The sequence below is a fragment of the Saccharopolyspora dendranthemae genome, from assembly GCF_007829955.1.
In the GTDB taxonomy this organism is placed as follows: domain Bacteria; phylum Actinomycetota; class Actinomycetes; order Mycobacteriales; family Pseudonocardiaceae; genus Saccharopolyspora; species Saccharopolyspora dendranthemae.
On record NZ_VIWX01000004.1, the window covers coordinates 405,299 to 424,734 of the forward strand.

The 19,436-nt window shown below is 69.1% G+C and carries 18 protein-coding genes; 5 read left to right on the plus strand and 13 right to left on the minus strand.

Annotated elements, in window-relative coordinates:
- Nucleotides 1–30: 30 nt before the first annotated feature.
- A complete protein-coding gene (locus FHU35_RS20065; RefSeq protein WP_145742015.1) occupies nt 31–2,361 on the plus strand; it encodes a molybdopterin cofactor-binding domain-containing protein in 2,331 nt (776 codons plus the stop codon).
- Between the two features lie 18 nt (nt 2,362–2,379).
- Nucleotides 2,380–2,856, plus strand: coding sequence for a (2Fe-2S)-binding protein (locus FHU35_RS20070; RefSeq protein WP_145742017.1), 477 nt, complete (start codon nt 2,380–2,382; stop codon nt 2,854–2,856).
- Between the two features lie 188 nt (nt 2,857–3,044).
- Here FHU35_RS20070 and FHU35_RS20075 read toward each other — a convergent pair whose 3' ends face one another.
- Nucleotides 3,045–4,484: an Nramp family divalent metal transporter gene (locus FHU35_RS20075; RefSeq protein WP_145742019.1), complete on the minus strand. Its 1,440-nt coding sequence runs from the start codon at nt 4,482–4,484 to the stop codon at nt 3,045–3,047.
- Nucleotides 4,485–4,663: 179 nt separating this feature from the next.
- Nucleotides 4,664–5,482 (minus strand): hypothetical protein, encoded by an 819-nt coding sequence (locus FHU35_RS20080; RefSeq protein ID WP_145742021.1) that lies wholly within the window; start codon nt 5,480–5,482, stop codon nt 4,664–4,666.
- 79 nt (nt 5,483–5,561) lie between these two features.
- Here FHU35_RS20080 and FHU35_RS20085 point away from each other — a divergent pair, with 79 nt between their 5' ends.
- On the plus strand, nt 5,562–5,744 hold the full coding sequence (locus tag FHU35_RS20085) for a PspC domain-containing protein (RefSeq protein ID WP_145742023.1): 183 nt from the start codon (nt 5,562–5,564) through the stop codon (nt 5,742–5,744).
- Between the two features lie 51 nt (nt 5,745–5,795).
- Nucleotides 5,796–6,764 (plus strand): MsnO8 family LLM class oxidoreductase, encoded by a 969-nt coding sequence (locus FHU35_RS20090; protein WP_145742025.1) that lies wholly within the window; start codon nt 5,796–5,798, stop codon nt 6,762–6,764.
- A 148-nt stretch (nt 6,765–6,912) separates the two neighbouring features.
- Here FHU35_RS20090 and ehuA read toward each other — a convergent pair whose 3' ends face one another.
- The 6 genes from ehuA to FHU35_RS20120 form a co-directional block, all read right to left on the minus strand.
- Nucleotides 6,913–7,668, minus strand: a complete 756-nt coding sequence (gene ehuA / locus FHU35_RS20095; RefSeq protein ID WP_145742637.1) for an ectoine/hydroxyectoine ABC transporter ATP-binding protein EhuA — start codon at nt 7,666–7,668, stop codon at nt 6,913–6,915.
- A 4-nt stretch (nt 7,669–7,672) separates the two neighbouring features.
- Nucleotides 7,673–8,329, minus strand: coding sequence for an ectoine/hydroxyectoine ABC transporter permease subunit EhuD (gene ehuD / locus FHU35_RS20100; RefSeq protein WP_145742027.1), 657 nt, complete (start codon nt 8,327–8,329; stop codon nt 7,673–7,675).
- Nucleotides 8,326–9,027 carry an ectoine/hydroxyectoine ABC transporter permease subunit EhuC gene (gene ehuC, locus FHU35_RS20105; RefSeq protein ID WP_145742028.1) on the minus strand — a complete coding sequence of 234 codons (702 nt, stop codon included), beginning with the start codon at nt 9,025–9,027 and terminating at the stop codon, nt 8,326–8,328. The genes ehuD and ehuC overlap by 4 nt, the downstream gene beginning before the upstream one ends.
- A 7-nt stretch (nt 9,028–9,034) precedes the next feature.
- Complete coding sequence (ehuB, locus tag FHU35_RS20110; protein WP_145742030.1) at nt 9,035–9,919, minus strand: ectoine/hydroxyectoine ABC transporter substrate-binding protein EhuB; 885 nt, start codon at nt 9,917–9,919, stop codon at nt 9,035–9,037.
- Between the two features lie 250 nt (nt 9,920–10,169).
- Nucleotides 10,170–11,270, minus strand: a complete 1,101-nt coding sequence (locus tag FHU35_RS20115) for an acetate/propionate family kinase (RefSeq protein WP_145742032.1) — start codon at nt 11,268–11,270, stop codon at nt 10,170–10,172.
- Nucleotides 11,255–13,630 (minus strand): phosphoketolase family protein, encoded by a 2,376-nt coding sequence (locus tag FHU35_RS20120; RefSeq protein ID WP_222429454.1) that lies wholly within the window; start codon nt 13,628–13,630, stop codon nt 11,255–11,257. Before FHU35_RS20120 ends, FHU35_RS20115 begins: the two co-directional genes overlap by 16 nt.
- A gap of 303 nt (nt 13,631–13,933) precedes the next feature.
- Here FHU35_RS20120 and FHU35_RS20125 point away from each other — a divergent pair, with 303 nt between their 5' ends.
- On the plus strand, nt 13,934–14,131 hold the full coding sequence (locus FHU35_RS20125; RefSeq protein WP_145742034.1) for a DUF397 domain-containing protein: 198 nt from the start codon (nt 13,934–13,936) through the stop codon (nt 14,129–14,131).
- 63 nt (nt 14,132–14,194) lie between these two features.
- On the opposite strand, the gene FHU35_RS20130 is transcribed toward FHU35_RS20125, so the two are convergent.
- From FHU35_RS20130 to FHU35_RS20150, 5 genes are all read right to left on the minus strand, one after another.
- Complete coding sequence (locus tag FHU35_RS20130; protein WP_145742036.1) at nt 14,195–15,256, minus strand: Gfo/Idh/MocA family protein; 1,062 nt, start codon at nt 15,254–15,256, stop codon at nt 14,195–14,197.
- Nucleotides 15,257–15,300: 44 nt separating this feature from the next.
- Nucleotides 15,301–15,999 (minus strand): response regulator, encoded by a 699-nt coding sequence (locus FHU35_RS20135; RefSeq protein ID WP_145742038.1) that lies wholly within the window; start codon nt 15,997–15,999, stop codon nt 15,301–15,303.
- 36 nt (nt 16,000–16,035) lie between these two features.
- Nucleotides 16,036–17,274 carry a sensor histidine kinase gene (locus FHU35_RS20140; RefSeq protein WP_145742040.1) on the minus strand — a complete coding sequence of 413 codons (1,239 nt, stop codon included), beginning with the start codon at nt 17,272–17,274 and terminating at the stop codon, nt 16,036–16,038.
- A 220-nt stretch (nt 17,275–17,494) separates the two neighbouring features.
- Nucleotides 17,495–18,124: an MBL fold metallo-hydrolase gene (locus FHU35_RS20145; protein ID WP_145742043.1), complete on the minus strand. Its 630-nt coding sequence runs from the start codon at nt 18,122–18,124 to the stop codon at nt 17,495–17,497.
- Nucleotides 18,125–18,250: 126 nt separating this feature from the next.
- A complete protein-coding gene (locus tag FHU35_RS20150) occupies nt 18,251–19,333 on the minus strand; it encodes an S-(hydroxymethyl)mycothiol dehydrogenase (RefSeq protein WP_425474160.1) in 1,083 nt (360 codons plus the stop codon).
- Nucleotides 19,334–19,436 lie beyond the last annotated feature (103 nt).

Here is a 19,436-nt window from a genome sequence, read left to right on the forward strand (position 1 = left end):
ACGCTGCACTCCGGCGGAAGGGGTCCCGAAGTGACGACCGCAGACCGATCCTCTCCGCCCGATTCCCGGCAAACCGAGTCCGCTGCCGTCGGGCGTCGCGGATTCCTCGGCTACGTGCTGGCCGCGCCGACGCTGGTCGCCGCCGCGGACCTCAACCTCCGCGCTCCCTCGGCGGAAGCGCAAGGGCTGCCACCGGTCCCGTCGCCGCAGCTGGCCGAGATCGCCGACCTCAGCGATCTGCTGGAGTTCTCGGCCGCGCCGACCGCGAACCTCATCAAGGTCGTCGTGAACACCGACGGCACCGTGTCGTTCGAGCTGCCGCGCGCCGAAGTGGGGCAGGGCATCACGACTTCCACCGCGATGATCATCGCCGAGGAGTTGGACGTGCCGGTCGAGCGCGTCCACGTCACCCTCGCCGACGCTCGCCCGGAGCTGGTGTTCAACCAGATCACCGGCGGTTCGGGAACCACGCTGTCCACCTACACCCCGATCCGCGTCGCCGCCGCGGTCGCTCGCGGACGTCTGCTGCAGGCCGCTGCGATCGAGCTGGAGCAGGCGGTCGCGACGCTGCGCCTCAAGCAGGGCGTGATCACCGACCTGCTGGGCAACACCCTCGGCATCGGCGAGCTGGCGAAGAAGGCCGCCGCCGTGCGCACCGAGGAGGTCCCGGTACAGCTCAAGGAGAACCAGAACTTCTCGGTCATCGGCTCCCCGCACAACCGCGTGGACGCTCGCGCGGCGGTGACAGGTGCGAAGAAGTTCGCGATGGATCTCAAGATCCCGGGCGCGCTGCCGACCATGGTGTGCCGGCCGCCGACGCTCAACGGCAAGGTCGGTTCGGTGCGCAACCTGGGCGCCGTGAAGACCATGCCGGGCGTCACCGATGTCGTCGCGATCTCGACGGGTGTCGCCGTGCGGGCGGAGACCTTCGGGCAGTGCATCGACGCGGTGTGCGCGCTGGAGGTCGACTGGAAACCCGGCACCGCCGAGGGCAAGTCGGACGAATCGGTGCTGGAGGAGCTGCGGGCGGCCGAGGTCCCGCTGGTCGCGCCGAAGGGCGAGTCGAGCGTCGAGGGCGACTTCACCTTCCACTTCCGCAGCAACAGCGCGCTGGAGACCAACTGCGCGATCGCCGACGTGCGCAGCGGACACGCGGAGATCTGGTCCGCGCAGAAGAACCCGATCGTCACCCAGGAGACCATCGCCGCGCAGTACGGGATTCCGCTCAACGCGGTGAAGGTGCACGTCACCGAGGGCGGCGGATCGTTCGGCCGCAAGCTGTTCAACGACGGCGCGATGGAAGCAGCCGAGATCTCCCGCGAGATCGGCAAGCCGGTCAAGCTCATGTGGCACCGCGCCGACGACTCCCGGCAGGGGCGCACGCACCCGATGGCGACCTCGCGCGTGCGCGTCGGTGTCGCCGGAGACGGAGTGCTCAGCTACGAGCAGCGGCACACCAGCGTCTTCACCGATTTCAGCCACGGTTTCGGCGAGATCATCACCGCCAGCGCCGCGAAGCTGCCGATCGCGGACGCGTCGTTCTCGCAGACGATCTTCCACTTCACCCAGACCATGCCCTACGGCTTCGGGGCGACAACGCAGCTGCTCAACGAGGCCGATCACGGGTTCAACACCGGCAGCATGCGCAACATCTACTCCCCCGACGTCGCCACGGCGCGGGAGCTGATCGTCGACCAGCTGGCGGCGAAGTTCGGCGAGGACCCGTACCGGTTCCGCCGGCGCTTCGTGCAGGAGGAACGGCTCCGCGCGGTCCTCGACGAGGTCGCCAGGGCCGGCGACTGGGGCCGGTCGATGCCGGCGAACACCGCCCAGGGCATCGCGGTGCACACCGAGTACCGGGCGACGATCGCGACGCTGGTGGAGATCGACTGCACCCCGGAGACGGTGAACCGGCCGATCCGCAAGGGCGTGACGGGGCCGCGGATCACCAAGGCCGTCTGCGCCGTGGACGTCGGGCTCGCGGTCAACCCGCGCGGCCTGGAGGCTCAGATCATGGGCGCCATCAACGACGGCATCGCCAACACCTTGACCTCCAGCCTGCACCTGACCGACGGGTACTTCCTGGAAGCCAGCTGGGACAACTACTTCTACACCCGGCAGTGGAACTCCCCGCCGGAGCTGGAGATCATCATCATGCCGCCCACGACCGGCAAGCCCGGTGGCGCCGGTGAGCTCGGGGTCGCCTCGGCACAAGCCGCGGTGGCCTGCGCCTACGCCCGCGCGACCGGGTCGGTGCCGACGAGCTTCCCGATCAACCACGGCGAGCTGTCGTTCGAGCCGAAGCCGAACGTGCCGCCGATCCCGCAGTCGCCCACCGACGGCCTGCGTCACGCGCAGTGAGGACCTGGAGGAATTCCCGTGCCTGAGCACACTTTTCAACTCAACGGCGAACAGGTCACCGTCGACGTCGCCGACGACGTGCGAGTGCTGTGGGTGTTGCGCGACCTGCTGGGCGTGACCGGCCCGAAGTACGGCTGCGGCATCAACGTCTGCAAGGCCTGCACCAGCCACATCAACGGCAAGGCGTTCAACCCGTGCTCGGTCCCGGTCAGCGCGATCTCGGCCGAGGACGAGATCACCACGATCGAGGGCTTGCCCGCCACGGCCGACGCCGAGCTGCACCCGATGCAGGAGGCGTGGCTGGAGCAGGACGTCGCGCAGTGCGGCTACTGCCAGCCGGGGCAGATCATGGCGGCGGTCGCGCTCGTCCGCCGCGCCGCGGCGGGAGGTCGTCAGATCACCGAGGCCGACCTGGACTCGATCCGCAACATCTGCCGCTGCGGCACCTACTTCCGGATCCGCGAGGCCATCAAGTCAGGCGCCGCCAAGATGTGACGCGTGGGGCGGTCGGGGCCTCCGGTGCGAAGTCCCGACCGCCCACCCCCGCGAAGCTGGCCATCACCGCAGGTGAGAGCGCTATCCTGGAAGTGCTGGCGGGCGCTCCGCGCTGGCACGTGGAGCATTCGAAACCCCGCGCGGCGGAGCCTCCGGTCCCAGCGGCCGGAGGCTTCCGCCGCTCGCGGTCAGCCTCCGAGCAGCTTGTCGACCTGCTGGTGGACGGTCAGGACCGCCATCACGCCGAAGAGGATGATCGACCAGACGAGTGCGCCGAGGCGGACGCCGGAGACGCGGATCTGGGCGGGCAGCATCTTGCGGTTGATGGCGATCAGCAGGCCGGAGTAGATGAACATCATGACGCCGTTGGTGCAGGCCGAGATGATGGCCAGCAGCAGCGGCTGCCCCATGCCGACGGCGATGACGACCATGCCGGTCACGCACAGCGCCCAGACCAGGATCGCGTAGACCTTGCTCTCGGAGGCATCCGGGAAGTAACTCGTCTTGAGCACGTCCGCGGCGAGCCGGCAGGTGTAGTCGACGATGCCCAACGCCGCTGCGAACAGCGAGAACGCACCCACGATCCAGAAGAAGTAGCCGAACCAGCCGCCGGCCATGGCCGACATCTTCTCGCCCTGGATGCGCAGGAACGACACGTCGTTCTCCAGCCCGGGGTGGCCGAACACGGTGCCGTAGGCCAGCAGCGACATGAACATGATGGACAGGAACGTGATGAGCACGAAGGTCAGCAGCTGTTCCTTGTTGGCGAAGCGCCACCAGGCCTTCCAGCGGTCCATGTTCTCGTCGGTGGCCGGGAAGATGAACCCCGCCTGCCCGCGGGCCTCGGTCTCCCCGGTCAGCGGGGAGACGATCTTCGGCACGTAGTGGCCCATCCCGAAGCCCTTGTCCCGAATCCAGTTGCTCTGCACGAGGTTCTGGCCGCCACCGGCACCGGCGAACGCCAGAGCGCCCATCAGCACTGCGAACCCCAGCTCCGCGGCGGGAAAACCGGGCTGCGTGACCACGGTGGGCAGTGCCTGCCAGGTCTCGGCGCCGATCACGAACAGCGCGCCGATCGCGATGAGCAGCACGATCGCCGCGACCTTGAGCATCTCCGCGCGCTCCAGCGCGGTGTAGACCGCGGGGGCCAGCGTGAGGATCAGCCCCACCAGCACCAGGATTCCCACCGCCACCAGGGATTTGTCGCCACCGATCGCGTAGGTGATCAGCGTCGCCGAACTCGTCGCCCACGCGGGCCACAGGTTGGCGAAGAGGGCCATGATCGCGAACACCAGGCCCCAGTGCTTCCACAGCCGGCTGAAGCCGGTCACCGCGGTCTCGCCGGTGGCCAGGGTGTAGCGCTCGATCTCCATGTTCAGGAAGTACTGCGTGACCAGGCCCAGCAGCGCCGCCCACACGAAGGTCAGCCCGACCTGGGAGGTGATGTAGGGGAAGAGGATGAACTCACCGGTGGCCAGGCCGACGCCGGCCGCGACGATGCCCGGGCCGATCAGCCGCCACTGGTTCCGCGGCGGCTGCGGCAGGTCGCGCACCTGCGGTTGCGGGATGTATCTGTCGGGGAACGCCGTCGCCGGGCTCTGCGGGCTCGCTTCGTTGCGATCTGCCATCGTCGGCACCCTTGCTCGTGGATGTGCATGTCCAGGAAGAAGAGCCAAGGTAAGCGCCCGAACGACAACGTCAACGAAACGTGATGATTTCGTCGCAAACCCGGGCGCATCCCGCACCACACGAGATCCGCGCCTCTTCCGGACCGGTGATGCCGGGCAGTGCGGAACCCGGTTCAGCGCTACTTCTGGTTCTCCACGTCTCGGGCGGCCTCGTTCTTGCCCTTGTCGGCCTTGTCCCGGTCGTGGCGGGCGGTTTTCGCTTCTCGATGGCGGGTTCGGAGGTCGTTCTCGGCTTCGGCGAGTTCTTCTCGGAGGCGTTCGCAGCGGTCGTGCGCGTCGCGCTCCGCCTGCTCCGCGCGCCGGAGGGCGTCTTCGGCCGAGGCGAGGTCGTCCTCCTTCTGCCGCAGCTGGTTCCGGAGTTCGAGGAGCTTCGCCTCGCCCGTGTCGTCGGCGTTCTTCGAACGCTTCTTCCGGCGGGGTTCGCGCCCTGCCGTCTGCCTGCGGATGGCCGCTGCGGCGAGGTCGTCGAGGCCGAATCCGCTGTACTCCAGGGGCTTGGTCAGCGTCGCCTCCTGGACCTCGGCCGCGGCCTCGGGGTCCGAGAGGGCCGCGGTGAAGGTCTGCGAGATCTGCTCGCGTCCGGCATCGGCGATGCGGTGTCCGCGTTCGGAAGCGAGCGCGACCGCACGACCGGTGAGCCGCTCGAGCAGCCGGGTGCGCTCGACTGCCAGCTCCCGCATCTCCTCGCCGCGCAGTTCCCGCTGAGCGCTGCGGAGGCGCTCGCCGAGATCGAGCAGAGCCCGCAGGTCACCCGGTTCGCGATCGGCAAGCAGGTTCACCGCCCACGCCGCCGTGGTGGGCTTGCGCAGCTTCTTGATCCGCTCGGACAGCTCGGTGTCACCGGCTTCGCGCGCCCGCGCGGCAGCCGAATCGCGGGCCGTGACGAACCCCACCGGGTCGCCGGTGCTCAGCTCGCGTGCCACTTCCCGCAGGTCCACGGCACCAACCTGCCACTCCGAGGGCTGGCGCGCGAGGTGCCCGTTGGCGAGATCGTCGGCGCGCGGGCAGGCTTGGGGAATGACGGCATTGGAGCGTCCTCGCAACGGAAAGATGATCGCCGGCGTGTGCGCGGGTCTGGCCCACAGGTTCGGCCTGCCCGTGTTCTTGGTGCGGGTGGCCTTCGTGGTCTCGTGCATCCTGCCCGGCCCGCAGTTCGTCCTCTACATCCTGCTGTGGATCCTTCTGCCGAAGGCACGGTAGAGGTCACAACGCCTGCCGGAATCTGTGGTTCCGGCAGGCGTTGCACCAGGTGTGAGTCCACGTCTGTCCGTGCTGGACCGCTCGCACATCCCCGTCGGCGGCAGCGCCGAGGAAGCGCTGCGCGAGACGGTGCGGTTCGCCCAGGAGGTCGAGCGGCTCGGCTACCACCGGTTCTGGGTCGCCGAGCACCACGGTGTGCCCGGCGTCGCCGGAGCCGCCCCCACCGTGCTGGCGTCCGCGATCGCCGCCGCCACCAGCCGCATCCGGGTGGGCACCGGCGGCGTCATGCTGCCCAACCACCGGCCGCTGGTGGTCGCCGAGCAGTTCGGCGTGCTCGGGTCGCTGTTCGGAGACCGAATCGACGTCGGGCTGGGCAGGTCGCTCGGTTTCACCGGCGGGATCCGCAAGGCGCTCGGCGCCGAGAAGGCCGACGGCTTCACCGACCAGCTGTCCGAACTGCTCACCTACCTCGACGGCGGCATCTCCGGCGTGCACGCGGTGCCCGCTGAGGGACTCGACCTCCCGGTGTTCGTGCTGGCCACCCGCAACGCCACCAGCGCCGCCGAACTGGGCCTACCGCTGGTCATCGCCTCGCCCCTGGGCGAGCAGCAGATGCTGCGCACGATCGAGGACTACCGGCAGCGCTTCCGCCCATCCCGGCGCGCGGCCGAGCCGTACGTGGTCGTCGCCCGCTCCGTGGCCGTCGCCGACACCACCGAGGACGCCCGCCGGTTGCTGATCCCCGAGGCCTGGGCCGGGGTCTGGTCGCGCACCCGGGGCGAGTTCCCTCCCCTCGACGACCCGGACCGCATCCTCACCCGCGACATGACCGACCGCGAGCGCACCCACTTCACCCGGGCGATGCAGGGGCACACCTACGGCACCCCGGACCAGGTGGCGGTCGCGGTGAAGGACCTGGTGACCAGCACCGGCGCCGACGAACTCCTCATCACCACCACGTCCCACTCCCCCGACGCCCGGCTCGCCTCCTACCGCCACCTCGCCGCCCTCCCCCTCTGACCGGACCTCGGTCAGCGGGCCGCGTTGGGCCGAGGTGGTCACCCGGTCCCAGTTTTAGTCCTAACTGAGCCGACATTTCGGACATGATCATGGCTCGGTTTGGACTAAAACTGGGAAATGCGGAGGTCAGCGGATCCGGGCGAGTCGGTCACTTGCGTTCGAGGACTGCTTTGAGGAAGCGCTGGGTTCGCTCGTGCTGGGGGTCCTGGAGGAGCTGGGACGGGGGTCCGGACTCGATCACCGATCCGGAGTCGAACATGAGGACCCGGTCGGAGATCTCCTCCGCGAAGCGCATCTCGTGGGTGACCAGCAGCATCGTCATGGCCGTCGAGTGCGCGAGGTCGCGGATGACGGCGAGCACCTCACCGATGAGCTCCGGATCCAGGGCCGAGGTGACCTCGTCGAAGAGCATCACGTCCGGCCGCATCGCCAGGGCCCGGGCGATGGCCACGCGTTGCTGCTGACCTCCCGAGAGCTGGCCCGGCTTGTGCGACATGTGCTTGTCGAGACCCACCAGCTGCAGCAGCTCGACGGCCCGCTGCTCGGCCTCGTCATGGCTCATGCCCAGCACCTGCACCGGCGAGAGCGTCACGTTGTCCAGCACCGCCATGTGCGGGAACAGGTTGAAGTGCTGGAAGACCATGCCGATCCTGCGGCGCACCTGGGCCTGCTCCTTCGCGTCGAACCGGGCACCTTCGCGGCGGTCCCACAACGGCTTCCCGCCGACCTCGATCAGCCCGGTGTCCGGGCTCTCCAAGGTCATCAGCAGCCGCAAGATCGTGGTCTTGCCGGAACCGCTCGGCCCGATGATCGACACCCTCTCCCCCGCTGCCACGGTCAGGTCGAGCTCGCGCAGCACGTGGTTGTCCCCGAAGGACTTCCCCACGTCGGAGAAGGAGATCATCGCCTCATCTGGGGTGGGCAAGACGCAGCTCCAATCGTGTGATCAGCCGCGCGGCGGGCAGGCTGACCGCCAGGAACAACAGCGCGGCGATGGTCATCGGCTCCAGGTATCGGTAGCTGCTGGAGCCGATCGCCGTCGCGTGGCCGAGCAGCTCGAACACCGTGATGGCGTGCAGGATCGCGGAATCCTTGAACATCTGCACCAGGTAGTTGCCCAGCGCAGGGATGACGTCCCGGATCGCTTGCGGCAGCACCACGAACCGCCACCGCTGCCAGTTCGACAGGCTCAGCGCGGTGCACGCCTCCCACTGCCCGGCGGCGACGCTCTGGATACCGGCGCGGTACACCTCAGCGGTGTAGGCGCTGTAGTTGAGCCCGATGACGACGATGCCGGTGGCCATCGCCGGGAACTGCACCCCGAAACCGGGCAGCACGAAGAACGCGAAGTACGCCTGCACCAGCAGCGGTGTTCCCCGGACGAACAGCACGTAGAAGGTGAACAGCTTGCTGATCACCGGGACTTCGGAGTAGCGCACCACGGCGACGAACAACCCGACGATCAACGCGATCGCCATGCCGATCAACGTGATCTGCACGGTGATCCACAGCCCCTGCAGCAGGAAGGGCACGATCTGCGCGGCGAACGACCAGTCCCAGATCACGACGTCACCCGCCGATCCGGCAGCACGCGCTGCCAGAAGTTCTGCGCGCGCGCCGGCCGGGTCGGGTCGACCCGCCGCTCCAGCCACGACGAACCCAGCGAGAGCACGTAGGCGACGACGAAGTACAGCACCAGGATCGTGCCGAAGACCGCCGCCGTCGCGCCGGTCGTGTTGCGCACCATCTGCGCCGTGAAGGTCAGGTCGGCCACGGTCACCAGCGACACCAGAGAGGTGTTCTTGAGCAGGTCGACCATCACGTTGCCGAACGGCGGGATCATCGCCGGAACCGTCTGCGGCAGGATCACGAACCGCATCCGCTGGTAGGGGGTCAGGCTCAGCGCGATCGCCCCCTCCCGCTGACCGCGCGGCAACGCGGTGATCGCGCCGCGCACGATCTCGGCCCCGTAGGCGCCCTCGTTGAGCCCGAGCGCCAGGATCGCCGCGGCGAAGGGCACCAGCTGGACGCCGAAGAACGGCAGCGCGAAGAACAGCCAGAACAGCTGGACCAGCATCGACGTGCCGCGGAAGACCTCGACGAACACCCCGGCGGGCCAGCGCAACCACCGCCGGTGCGACATCCGGGCGATGCCGGCGGCGAAGGCGACCACCACCGCCAGCACCATGCCCGCGAGGGTGAGCGCGATGGTGATCAGCAGACCTTCACCGAGCAGCGGGAGGTAGGGCAGGATCTGCGACATGCGCGGCTCAGCCCGGTACGGAGCAGAGCTGATCGCGGGTCACGGATCTGGCGGCCTCCCCGGAGAAGCCCCACTTGTCGAGGATCTGGTCGAACTCGGGCGTCGCCTTGAGCGCCTTGAGCTGTTCGTCGTAGGCGGCCACGAGGTCGGCGTCGGCCTGCCGGAACCCGGCGCCCGAGCCGGTCTGCTGCACGTCGGTGATCGCACCGGTGATCTCGATGCCCTCGGTCTTGAGCGCGTTGAGCGACAGGGTCGGCAGGAAGAACGCGTCGGCCCGCCCTGCCTGAACCGCCTCGATCCCGCTGCGCCCGTCCGGGATGTTGACGACCTGCGAGGCCGGAACTCCGGCGGTCTTCAGCGCTCCGTCCTCGAAACCACCCGGCAGGACAGCGATCTTCAAGGCGGGATCCGCTTTCACCGCCGCTATCCCGGTGAGCTTCTTGGGATTTCCGGCGGGAACCGCGAACGATTCGGTGGACACGATTTCCGGTTCGGAGTAGCGGATCTGGCCGCAGCGCGACTGCTTCATGAACAATCCGGCGGCGATGATGTCCCACCGGCTCGCGTTGAGCCCCGGAATCATCGATTCGTACGGAGTGACGACGCCTTCGATCCGGGGAACGCCCATTCGCTTGAGCACTGCGGCGACCACGTCGGGCTCGGCACCCGTGACGCTGCCGTCCGGGTTGATCTGGGTGTAGGGAGGCTCGTTGGCGATCGCGATGCGCGCGTATCCCTGCTGCTTGAGCCTGTCCAACGTGGATCCGGTCGGTTGCCCGGTGCCGGGCTGGGTGAAGCTGCACCCGGCGAGGAATCCGGTGATCGGCAGGGCGAGCGCCGCCGCTCCACCTGCGCGGAGCAGCTGCCGCCGGGACATTTCGGTCGTGCTCATCGGCCCAACCTCCCTGATGCATCGCCCATTAGAGTGATGCAGTTGTTGGGTCGAGACGGTAGGTCTGCGGTGTGGCCGTGTCAACGCGAAAACCGGTCGCAGCGCGTGACCGCCAGGTTTCCGATAATTGCGTCGGATTGCCTGCCATGGCGGAATTTCCAGCGCACGCAGCGAAACCGTTCATGATCATCCGAAAACCGGACGGAATCCGTTCGAATCGCAATTGAACACGGATGGGTGAAAGTGCGATTCAGCCCCGGAGGGCGACCGCCACTCGTGATTGGCGGGCGATCTCCAGGTCCTCCCGGGCGTGGACGACGACGCTGCGCGCCGCGGCTCCGGCCGCGCTGATCTCGCCCTCGCCGGTGTGGATGTTGTGCGCGGGATCGATGGCCGCGCCGGCGAACACCAGCGCCGATCCCACCGCCGCGCGCACCGGCGGCTGGTTCTCGCCGATCCCGCCCGTGAACACCAGCAGGTCCAGACCGCCGAGCACCGCCAGCATCGCCCCGGCATGTCGCACCAGGCTGTGCCGATATACGTCGAAAGCCGTTGCGGCGTCGTGATCTCCGTTCTCACGAGCCTCCATCACCTCGCGGAGGTCTCCCGCTCCGCCTGCCAGCCCGGCGATGCCCGACCTCCGCGCCAGCGTCTCGAACACCTCCTGCGCGGCAACGCCTTTGGCATCGATGAGCCAGCCGATGAGACCGGGATCGACGCTGCCGCTGCGGGTGTTCATCACCAGGCCCTCTTCGGGCGTGAAACCCATCGTGGTATCCACGCAGCGGCCGTTGAGCACCGCCGCCATCGACGCACCTGCTCCCAGGTGGCAGCTCAGCACCTTGCCCCGCCCCGGCTCCGTCCCGGCCAACTCCGCCCCGCGACGCACCGCGTAGGAGTGCGACAGGCCGTGAAAACCGTAGCGGCGCAGCCCGTACCGCTGGTTCCACTCTCGCGGCAGCGCGTAGGTCGCCGCAGCCGCGGGCAACCGCGCGTGGAAGGCCGTGTCCACGCACACCACCGACGGCACCTCGGGCGCGACCCGCCGCGCCACCCGGATCCCGTCGATCGCGCGCGGCTGGTGCAGCGGGGCGAGGTCGACGATCGACTCCAGGTAGCTCTGGACCTCGTCGTCGACGACCGTCGCCTCGGTGATCCGGTCGCCGCCGTGCACCACCCGGTGCCCGACGACCTCCGCTCCGTGCTCGTCCAGGAACTCCTCGATCGGCCCCGGCTCCCCGCCCCAGCTCTCCACGTGCTGTTCACCGGCGAGTTCGTCGCCGTCGAGCAGGGCGAGCTTGAGGCTGCTGGAGCCCGCGTTGACCGTCAGCACCCTCACCGGCCCGGCCAAGCCCACTCCCGGATCTCCGGCATGTCCTCGCCGTGCGTGGATACGTAGTGCCGGTGCTCGATCAGCTTGGTCTTCAACCCCTCCCGCGCGTACGCGGCGCGCGGGCCGAGCCGGGGAACCCGGTCGATGACGTCGATCGCCAGGTTGAACCGGTCGATCTGGTTGAGCACGCACATGTCGAACGGCGTGGTGGTGGTGCCCTCCTCCTTGTACCCGCGCACGTGCAGGTTCTCGTGGTTGGTCCGGCGGTAGGTCAGCCGGTGGATCAGCCAGGGGTAGCCGTGGTAGTTGAAGATCACCGGACGATCGCGGGTGAACAGGCTGTCGAACTCGGCGTCGGACAGCCCGTGCGGGTGCTCGCGCTCGTCCTGCAGGCGCATCAGGTCCACCACGTTGACCACGCGGATGCGCAGGTCGGGGAATTCGCCCAGCAGCAGGTCGACCGCGGCCAGGGTTTCCATCGTGGGAACGTCTCCCGCACATCCCATCACCACGTCGGGGTCGCCGTCGGCGTCGCTGGAGGCCCAGTCCCAGATGCCGATCCCCTTGGTGCAGTGCACGACCGCCGACTCCATGTCCAGGTACTGCGGCGCGGGCTGCTTCCCGGCCACCACGACGTTGATGTAGTCGCGGCTGCGGAGGCAGTGGTCGACCACCGACAGCAGCGTGTTCACGTCCGGAGGCAGGTAGACCCGCACCACCTCCGCCTTCTTGTTCACCACGTGGTCGATGAACCCCGGGTCCTGGTGGGAGAAGCCGTTGTGGTCCTGCCGCCACACGTGCGAGGTCAGCAGGTAGTTCAGCGAGGCGATCGGCTGCCGCCAGGCCAACCGCCCGGAGACCTTCAGCCACTTGGCGTGCTGGTTGACCATCGAGTCGACGATGTGCGCGAAAGCCTCGTAGCAGGAGAAGAACCCGTGCCTGCCGGTGAGCAGGTAGCCCTCCAACCAGCCCTGGCAGGTGTGCTCGGAGAGCACCTCCATCACCCGGCCGTCGAGGCCCAGCGACTCGTCACCGGGCCTCGTCTCGGCCGCCCAGGCGCGCGGGCTCGCAGCCAGGATCGCCCCCAGCCGGTTGGAGTTGTTCTCGTCCGGGGAGAAGACCCGGAAGTTGCGCTCGGCCTCGTTCACCCGCATCACGTCCCGCAGGAACTTGCCCAGGACCCGCGTCGCCTCGCCGCTGGTCGCTCCCGGCTGCTCCACGTCGACCCCGTACTCGCGGAAGTTCGGCAACCTCAGGGCCCGCAGCAGGTGCCCGCCGTTGGCGTGGGGGCTGGCGCTCATCCGCCGGTCGCCCGACGGGTTGTGATCGCGGATCTCGCGCACCGGAGCGCCCCGCTCGTCGAACAGCTCGCCCGGCCCGTAGCTGCGCATCCACGACTCCAGCTGCGACAGGTGCTCCGGGTTCTGCCGGGGATCGGCGAGCGGGACCTGGTGCGCCCGCCAGGTCCCGGCCACGTACTTGCCGTCGACGGTGTCGGGGCCGGTCCAGCCCTTCGGAGTGCGCAGCACGATCATCGGCCACCTCGGCCGCTGCCCGCCCCCCTCGCGCCGTGCCTTGCGCTGGATCGCCGCGATCTCGTCCAGGCAGCGGTCCAGCGTCGCAGCGAACAAGTGGTGCATCGGCGCCGGTTCATCTCCCGTGACGAGGTAGGGCTCGTAGCCGAAACCGCGCAGCATGCTGAGCAGTTCTTCCTCCGGGATGCGGGCCAGCACGGCCGGGCTGGCGATCTTGTAGCCGTTGAGGTGCAGGATCGGCAGCACGGCCCCGTCGGTGGCCGGGTTGACGAACTTGTTGGAGTGCCAGCTGGTCGCCAGCGGGCCGGTCTCCGCCTCGCCGTCACCGATGATGCAGGGCACGACCAGGTCCGGGTTGTCGAACACCGCCCCGAACGCGTGGGAGAGCGCGTAGCCGAGCTCGCCGCCCTCGTGGATCGACCCCGGTGTCTCGGGCGCGACGTGGCTGGGAACGCCTCCGGGGAAGGAGAACTGGGTGACCAGCCGCTTCAAGCCGTCGTGGTCGTGAGCGACATCGGGGTAGATCTCGCCGTAGGTCCCTTCCAGCCACGCCGCCGCGACCAGTCCCGGCCCGCCGTGACCCGGCCCGATCACGTACATCATGGGAATGTCGCGCGTCCGGATCGCTCGGTTGAGGTGCGCGTAGACGAAGTTCAGGCCCGGAGTGGTCCCCCAGTGCCCCAGCAGCCGGGGCTTGATGTGCTCGGGGCGCAGCGGTTCGCGCAGCAGCGGGTTGTCCATCAGGTAGATCTGAGCCGCCGACAGGAAGTTCGCGGCACGCCACCACAGATGAACGCCGTCGAGCTCCTGCCGATCCAGGTGCTCGCTCACGGCCGGTGTCATCGCCCAACCCGCCTCGCTGACCTCCGCATCACTGCTCATCCCCGGCTCCCCAACGCTCGATCCACGCCACTCAGCGTGGTAGGTGACGGCCGATGCGCAACTCGAAGCAACCCGCGCAGGACGGGAACGGGACCCAGTCCCCCTTCCAGGTCCTCCCGTTCAGGGCGAGCAGGCGCCGATGTCACCGCGCTGCTCAACCGCTTCGACGAGGTTCGGTCCGCCGCATTGCCAGAGCCCGAGTCGCTTTCGCTCGTGCGTACGATGGCCGAGGAATGAACGCCGCTATGAGCACGGAGGCGCGAGATGAGCGATCTGTCCGACATGACGTGGAAAAGAAGCTCTCGCAGCGCTCACGCGGGCCAGTGCGTCGAGGTCGCGAGAACGCCTGGTGCCATCGGCATCCGTGAAAGCAAGAACCCGCGCGCGGGGCATCTGACGGCCAACCCCGCCCAGTGGTCGGCGTTCCTGGACGGCGTCAAGTCCGGGCGCTACGACCTCTGAGCCGCCAACGCCAACAGCGCCCCTCCGCCGCTCGGCGAGGGGCGCTGTTGTGCGTCGTGGGAGTCAGAGGAGGCGTTCGACGGTCTGGTTCTCCGAGGAGCGCTGAGCCGCGGCGATGATCTCCAGGCCGGCCACCGCGTCGGCCGGGTCCACCGGGGCCGGGCCGCGAGCGGCGATCGCTTCGACGACACCGTCGTAGAACGCTTGGTAGGCACCCGGTTCGCTGGGGATCGTGCGCGTGCTCTCGCCGTCGCCCAGTTCGCCCCAGATGTCCTCGCTCTCGCGACCCCACGTGTCGTCGACGGGACGCTTGCCCGCGCGGAGGTCGGCTTCCTGCGGGTCGGTGCCGTCCTTGGTGAACGTGCCCTGGTCACCGAGCACGCGCAGGCGCGGTCCGGGCGCTGCCGCGAGCTTGCTCATCCACAGGTGGGAGCGGACGCCGTTGGCGTGCGTCAGCGAGACGAAGGAGTCGTCGTCGGCGCGCACCCCCGGCCGACGGCGGTCGATCTCGGCGTAGACGGAGGCGACCGGGCCGAACAACTGCAGCGCCTGGTCGATGAGGTGGCTGCCCAGGTCGTAGAGCAGTCCGGCCACGTCCTCGGCTCCGCCGGAGTCGCGCCAGGTCGGCTTCGGCTCCGGCGACCAGCGGTCGAAGCGGGACTCGAAGCGGTGTACCCGGCCGAGCTCGCCGCCGGCGAGCACCTTGCGCACCGTGCGGATGTCGCTGTCCCAGCGCCGGTTCTGGAAGACCGTGAGCAGCAGTCCCCTGTCGCGCGCGTGCTCGACGAGCTCGCGGCCCTCCTGGGCGGTCGGCGTGAACGGCTTGTCCACCACCACCGGCACACCCGCGTCCAGCGCGGCTTTCGCCAGCTCGACGTGCGTGCGGTTCGGCGTCGTGATGACCACCAGGTCGGGTTCGCGGGCGAACAGCGCGTCCAGGTCGGCCACCGGTTCGCTGCCCGGCAGGTCGGCGCGCACCTGCGCCTGCCGCTCCGGGTTGGAGGTGACCACCGCGTCGAGCCGCAACCGCGGCTGCGCGGCGATCAGCGGGGCGTGGAAGATGGCCCCACCCGAGCCGTAGCCCACGAGACCGACCTTCAGTTCGTCCTGTTCCGAGCCGTGCATTCCTCCATTAGACATGGCGTCGGAGAATCGGTTCAGCAGGGGCTTCAGGCCGAGACCTGGCGAGGCGGGCGCGCGTTGTCCTGCCCGGGGCAGACCAGGCCCGTCTCGTAGGCGAGGATCACCAGCTGCGTGCGCGAGGAGATCTGGAGCTTCTGCATCACGTGGTACAGGTGCGATTTCACGGTCAGCTCGGCGAGACCGAGATTGCGGGCGATCTCGGCGTTGGATCCGCCGCGCGCGACCTCCAGCAGCACGTCGACCTCGCGCTCGGTGAGCACGGACAGCTCGCTGCGGGCGTCGCGCACGCCGAGCGCGGCGAAGCGCTGGAGCAGCCGCTTGGTCACCCGGGGCGCCAGCAGCGCCTCCCCGGCGGCGACGGTGTGCACGGCCTTGACCAGTTCCTCCGGGCTGGCGTCCTTGAGCAGGAAACCGCTGGCACCCGCGCGAAGCGCGCCGTAGACGTACTCGTCCAGGTCGTGCACCGTCAGCATGATGACCGACGTGCCACCGCCGGTCTCCGCGAGGATCTCCTGCGCTGCGGCGATGCCGTCCTTGCCCGGCATCCGCACGTCCAGCAGGACCACGTCCGGGCGCCTCCGGCGCACCGCGGCCACCGCCGAGTCACCGTCCGAAGCTTCGGCCAGAACGCGCAGGCCGGGCTCGTTGGACAGCAGCGCGACCAGTCCCGCGCGGATCATCGCTTGGTCATCGGCAACCAGGACGGTCGTCTCCGCAGTTCCCACCGAGCCTCCTAGGTCCCTGCGGCCTGACATTCCGGCTCAGGCCAGGTCCGAATTTTCCGGGCACGGTAACACGGCCTCAAGGCGAAATCCGTTCATGACCGGATGTGCTGTCAAAGTTCCGCCCAGCAGCGCAACGCGTTCCCGCAGGCCGATCAACCCGTGACCCGACTGTTGGGAGGCAGGTCGCTGCTTCTGGTCGTCCAACGCGCTGAGCTCGTTGGTCACCTCGATCCGCAGCGTGGCCGGCGCGTACTCCACCAGCACCCGCGCACGACCCGCACCGGCGTGCTTGAGCACGTTGGTCATCGCTTCCTGAACGATGCGGTAGGCCGTCATCTCCACGCCCTGCCCGAGCGAGCGGACCGAACCGCGCCGGTCCAGCTTCCAGGTCACCTGCCCGCCGCGGACCGAGTCGACCAGGTCGTCCAACCCGTCCAGGGTCGGCGTGGGGTGCCAGTCGATCGTCTCCTTGCCGGTGACGTCGCGGTCGCGCAGCGCGGTGAGCATGTCGCGCATCTCCCCCAGCGCGCCCTTCGAACTGCTCTCCAACTCCTGCAGGGTCTGCCTGGCGTGGTCGGGATCGCGATCGATCACCGCGCGCGCCACACCGGCGCGCAACGCCACCACGGACAGGTTGTGGGACACGATGTCGTGGAATTCCCGCGCGATCCGGCCCCGTTCGATCGACGCGGCGTCCGCCGCCAGCTGATCCCGCGCTTCGTCCAGCAGCGCCAGCGTGCGTTCGAGCTGATCAGCGCGCCTGCGGCCGATCTGCACCGCGTAGGCGAGACCCACGACGATCACCAGGTTCACCACCGCGCCGATGACCCGCAGACCGCCCATCAGCAGGCCCATCTCGTAACCGAGCGCGTCGGCCACCGGGTAGAACATCGCCAGAGCCGCGGCGACCACCATCATCGGCGGTGTGCTGCGCACGCACACCGAGTACAGCGCCACCTGTATGACCAGGTTCAGCGCTCCGATGCTCAGCTGGAAGACGCTCAACCCGGCCGCGGTCGCGACCAGCACGAACAGCACCGTCCACGGCGCGCGCCGGCGCAGCGGCAGCAGCAGCCCGGCCGGACCGCCGATGGCCATCGGCAACCACCAGGGAACCGACGGTGGATGGTCGGCCAGCGCGGCGTCGAAGACGTAGAGCACCGAAGCGGCGAGGACGAACCCGATGTCGCCGAGCATCACGCGATGGGTCAGCGCCCACTGCCAGAGCCCCGATCTGGGACGGGAGAACACCAGCCTGCCGACGACCTGATCCATCGCACCTGCCTGTCTGCAGCGGGCTCACGGAGCCGCGCACGGCCCCGCCGGCAATGCGTGCCGCGGACACCGGAGTCGGGGGTTCCAGCATCCGCAGCACGCCGTTCCCGCCCACACCGGCTCGCCGGACGACGGGCCCCAAGATCCTGCCCGCCGTTCGGCCTCTTCTCATCCGTCGAAGGTGGGAGCGCGGAACGTTCCGCGCCTCACCCACGACTGATCACTGGCCCCTGGCCACCCACTCGTCGAACTGCGAGCGGACCTCGCCGATCGTCGTCGAATCGCCGTGCCCGGGACGGACTTCGGTCTCCGGCGGCAGCGGCAGCAGCCGGTCGCGGATCGAATCGGTGATGACGCCGAAGTCCGAGTAGGACCGCCCGGTCGCCCCCGGCCCGCCGGAGAACAAGGTGTCGCCGGTGAACACGACGTTCTCGCTGGGCAGGTGGAAGCACACCGCCCCGGGCGCGTGACCCGGCGTGTGGAGCACGCGCAGCTCGCCGCCGGCGATCTCGAACACCTCGCCATCCGACAGCTGCTCGTCCGGCTCGCGGTCGGGGTGGGTCATGTTCCACAGCACCATGTCGTCCGGGTGCAGGTGGATCGGGGCGCCGACGGCGTCGGCCAGGTCCGGCGCCCAGCGGACGTGGTCGTCGTGGGCGTGCGTGCACAGCAAGGCCCGCACCTTCCGGCCGCCGATCAGCTTCTGGATCGCGTCCACGTCGTGCGGCGCGTCGAGCACCACGCACTCCGAGTCGTCACCGACGACCCAGACGTTGTTGTCCACCTCGAACGTCTGGCCGTCGAGCGAGAAAGTTCCGGACGTGACCGCGTGATCGATGCGCAGGGTCATGTTCACCACCAAGATCGTGTTCGGGATGAGGGGTTTCGACCGCTGGGGGTCGGTTGACGGCGGCAGCCGTCGTTCCGGGTGCGGGCGTGCGAGGATCCGCCACCCGCGCCGCAGGGCGAGGACTGCTCAGAAGGTCACGACGGAACGCAGGACCTCTCCGCGGTGCATCTTCTCGAACGCCTGCTCCACCTGGTTCAGCGCGATCTCCTCGGTCACGAACTTCTCCAGGGGCAACCTGCCCTGCTGGTAGAGCTCGATGAGCATCGGGAAGTCGCGCTCCGGCAGGCAGTCGCCGTACCAGGACGACTTGATGGCGCCACCACGCCCGAAGACGTCCAGCAGCGGCAGGTCCACCGTCATCTCCGGCGTCGGAACACCGACCAGCACCACGGTCCCGGCGAGGTCGCGCGCGTAGAAGGCCTGCTTGAAGGTCTCGACCCGGCCGACGGCGTCGATCACCACGTCCGCGCCGAAACCACCGGTCAGCTCGCGGATCGCCTCGACGCTGTCCTGCTCGGCGGCGTTGACCGTGTGGGTGGCGCCGAAGCCCTCGGCCCAGCTCAGCTTCGTCGGGTCGGTGTCCACGGCGATGATGCGACGCGCCCCGGCCATCGCCGCACCGGCCACCGCGCCGTCGCCCACACCACCGCAGCCGATGACCGCCACGGTGTCGCCGGGACCGGCCTGACCGGTGTTGACCGCGGCACCGATGCCCGCCATCACGCCGCAGCCGAGCAGCCCGGCCACCGCCGCTCGCGCGGACGGGTCCACCTTCGTGCACTGCCCGGCGTGGACGAGCGTCTTCTCCGCGAACGCACCGATTCCCAGCGCCGGGGACAGCGGAGTGCCGTCCGCGAGCGTCATCGGCTGGGCGGCGTTGTGGGTGTCGAAGCAGTACTGCGGGCGGCCGCGCTTGCAGGCCCGGCAGACCCCGCACACCGCACGCCAGTTGAGCACCACGAAGTCACCGGGCTCGACGTCGGTGACGCCCTCGCCCACCTGCTCGACGACACCGGCCGCCTCGTGGCCCAGCAGGAACGGGTAGTCGTCGCTGATCCCGCCCTCGCGGTAGTGCAGGTCGGTGTGGCAAACCCCGCAGGCCTGGACCCGTACGACCGCCTCCCCAGGGCCCGGGTCCGGGACCTTGATCGTCACGACCTCGACCGGCTTCCCCTTGCCTGCCGAAACCACCGCCTGCACGTCGGACACAACTGCCTCCTGCGGACCGCATCGTCTGGATTCTCTGTGGACGTCCCGCCACATCGTCATATGCGCGCTCGGCCATCACAAGAGCTCGATGATCTGCTTCCCC

Coding starts and splice junctions, on each gene's coding strand:
- ehuC (WP_145742028.1), bottom strand. CDS start 9,027: ATGTCGCAGATCCTGCCCTACCTCCCGCTGCTCGGTGAAGGTCTGCTG.
- FHU35_RS20145 (WP_145742043.1), bottom strand. CDS start 18,124: ATGACCCTGCGCATCGATCACGCGGTCACGTCCGGAACTTTCTCGCTC.
- FHU35_RS20125 (WP_145742034.1), top strand. CDS start 13,934: ATGAGCGATCTGTCCGACATGACGTGGAAAAGAAGCTCTCGCAGCGCT.
- ehuA (WP_145742637.1), bottom strand. CDS start 7,668: ATGATCTCCTTCTCCGACGTGGGGAAGTCCTTCGGGGACAACCACGTG.
- FHU35_RS20130 (WP_145742036.1), bottom strand. CDS start 15,256: ATGCACGGCTCGGAACAGGACGAACTGAAGGTCGGTCTCGTGGGCTAC.
- FHU35_RS20140 (WP_145742040.1), bottom strand. CDS start 17,274: ATGGATCAGGTCGTCGGCAGGCTGGTGTTCTCCCGTCCCAGATCGGGG.
- FHU35_RS20085 (WP_145742023.1), top strand. CDS start 5,562: ATGACGGCATTGGAGCGTCCTCGCAACGGAAAGATGATCGCCGGCGTG.
- ehuB (WP_145742030.1), bottom strand. CDS start 9,919: ATGAGCACGACCGAAATGTCCCGGCGGCAGCTGCTCCGCGCAGGTGGA.
- FHU35_RS20075 (WP_145742019.1), bottom strand. CDS start 4,484: ATGGCAGATCGCAACGAAGCGAGCCCGCAGAGCCCGGCGACGGCGTTC.
- FHU35_RS20120 (WP_222429454.1), bottom strand. CDS start 13,630: ATGACACCGGCCGTGAGCGAGCACCTGGATCGGCAGGAGCTCGACGGC.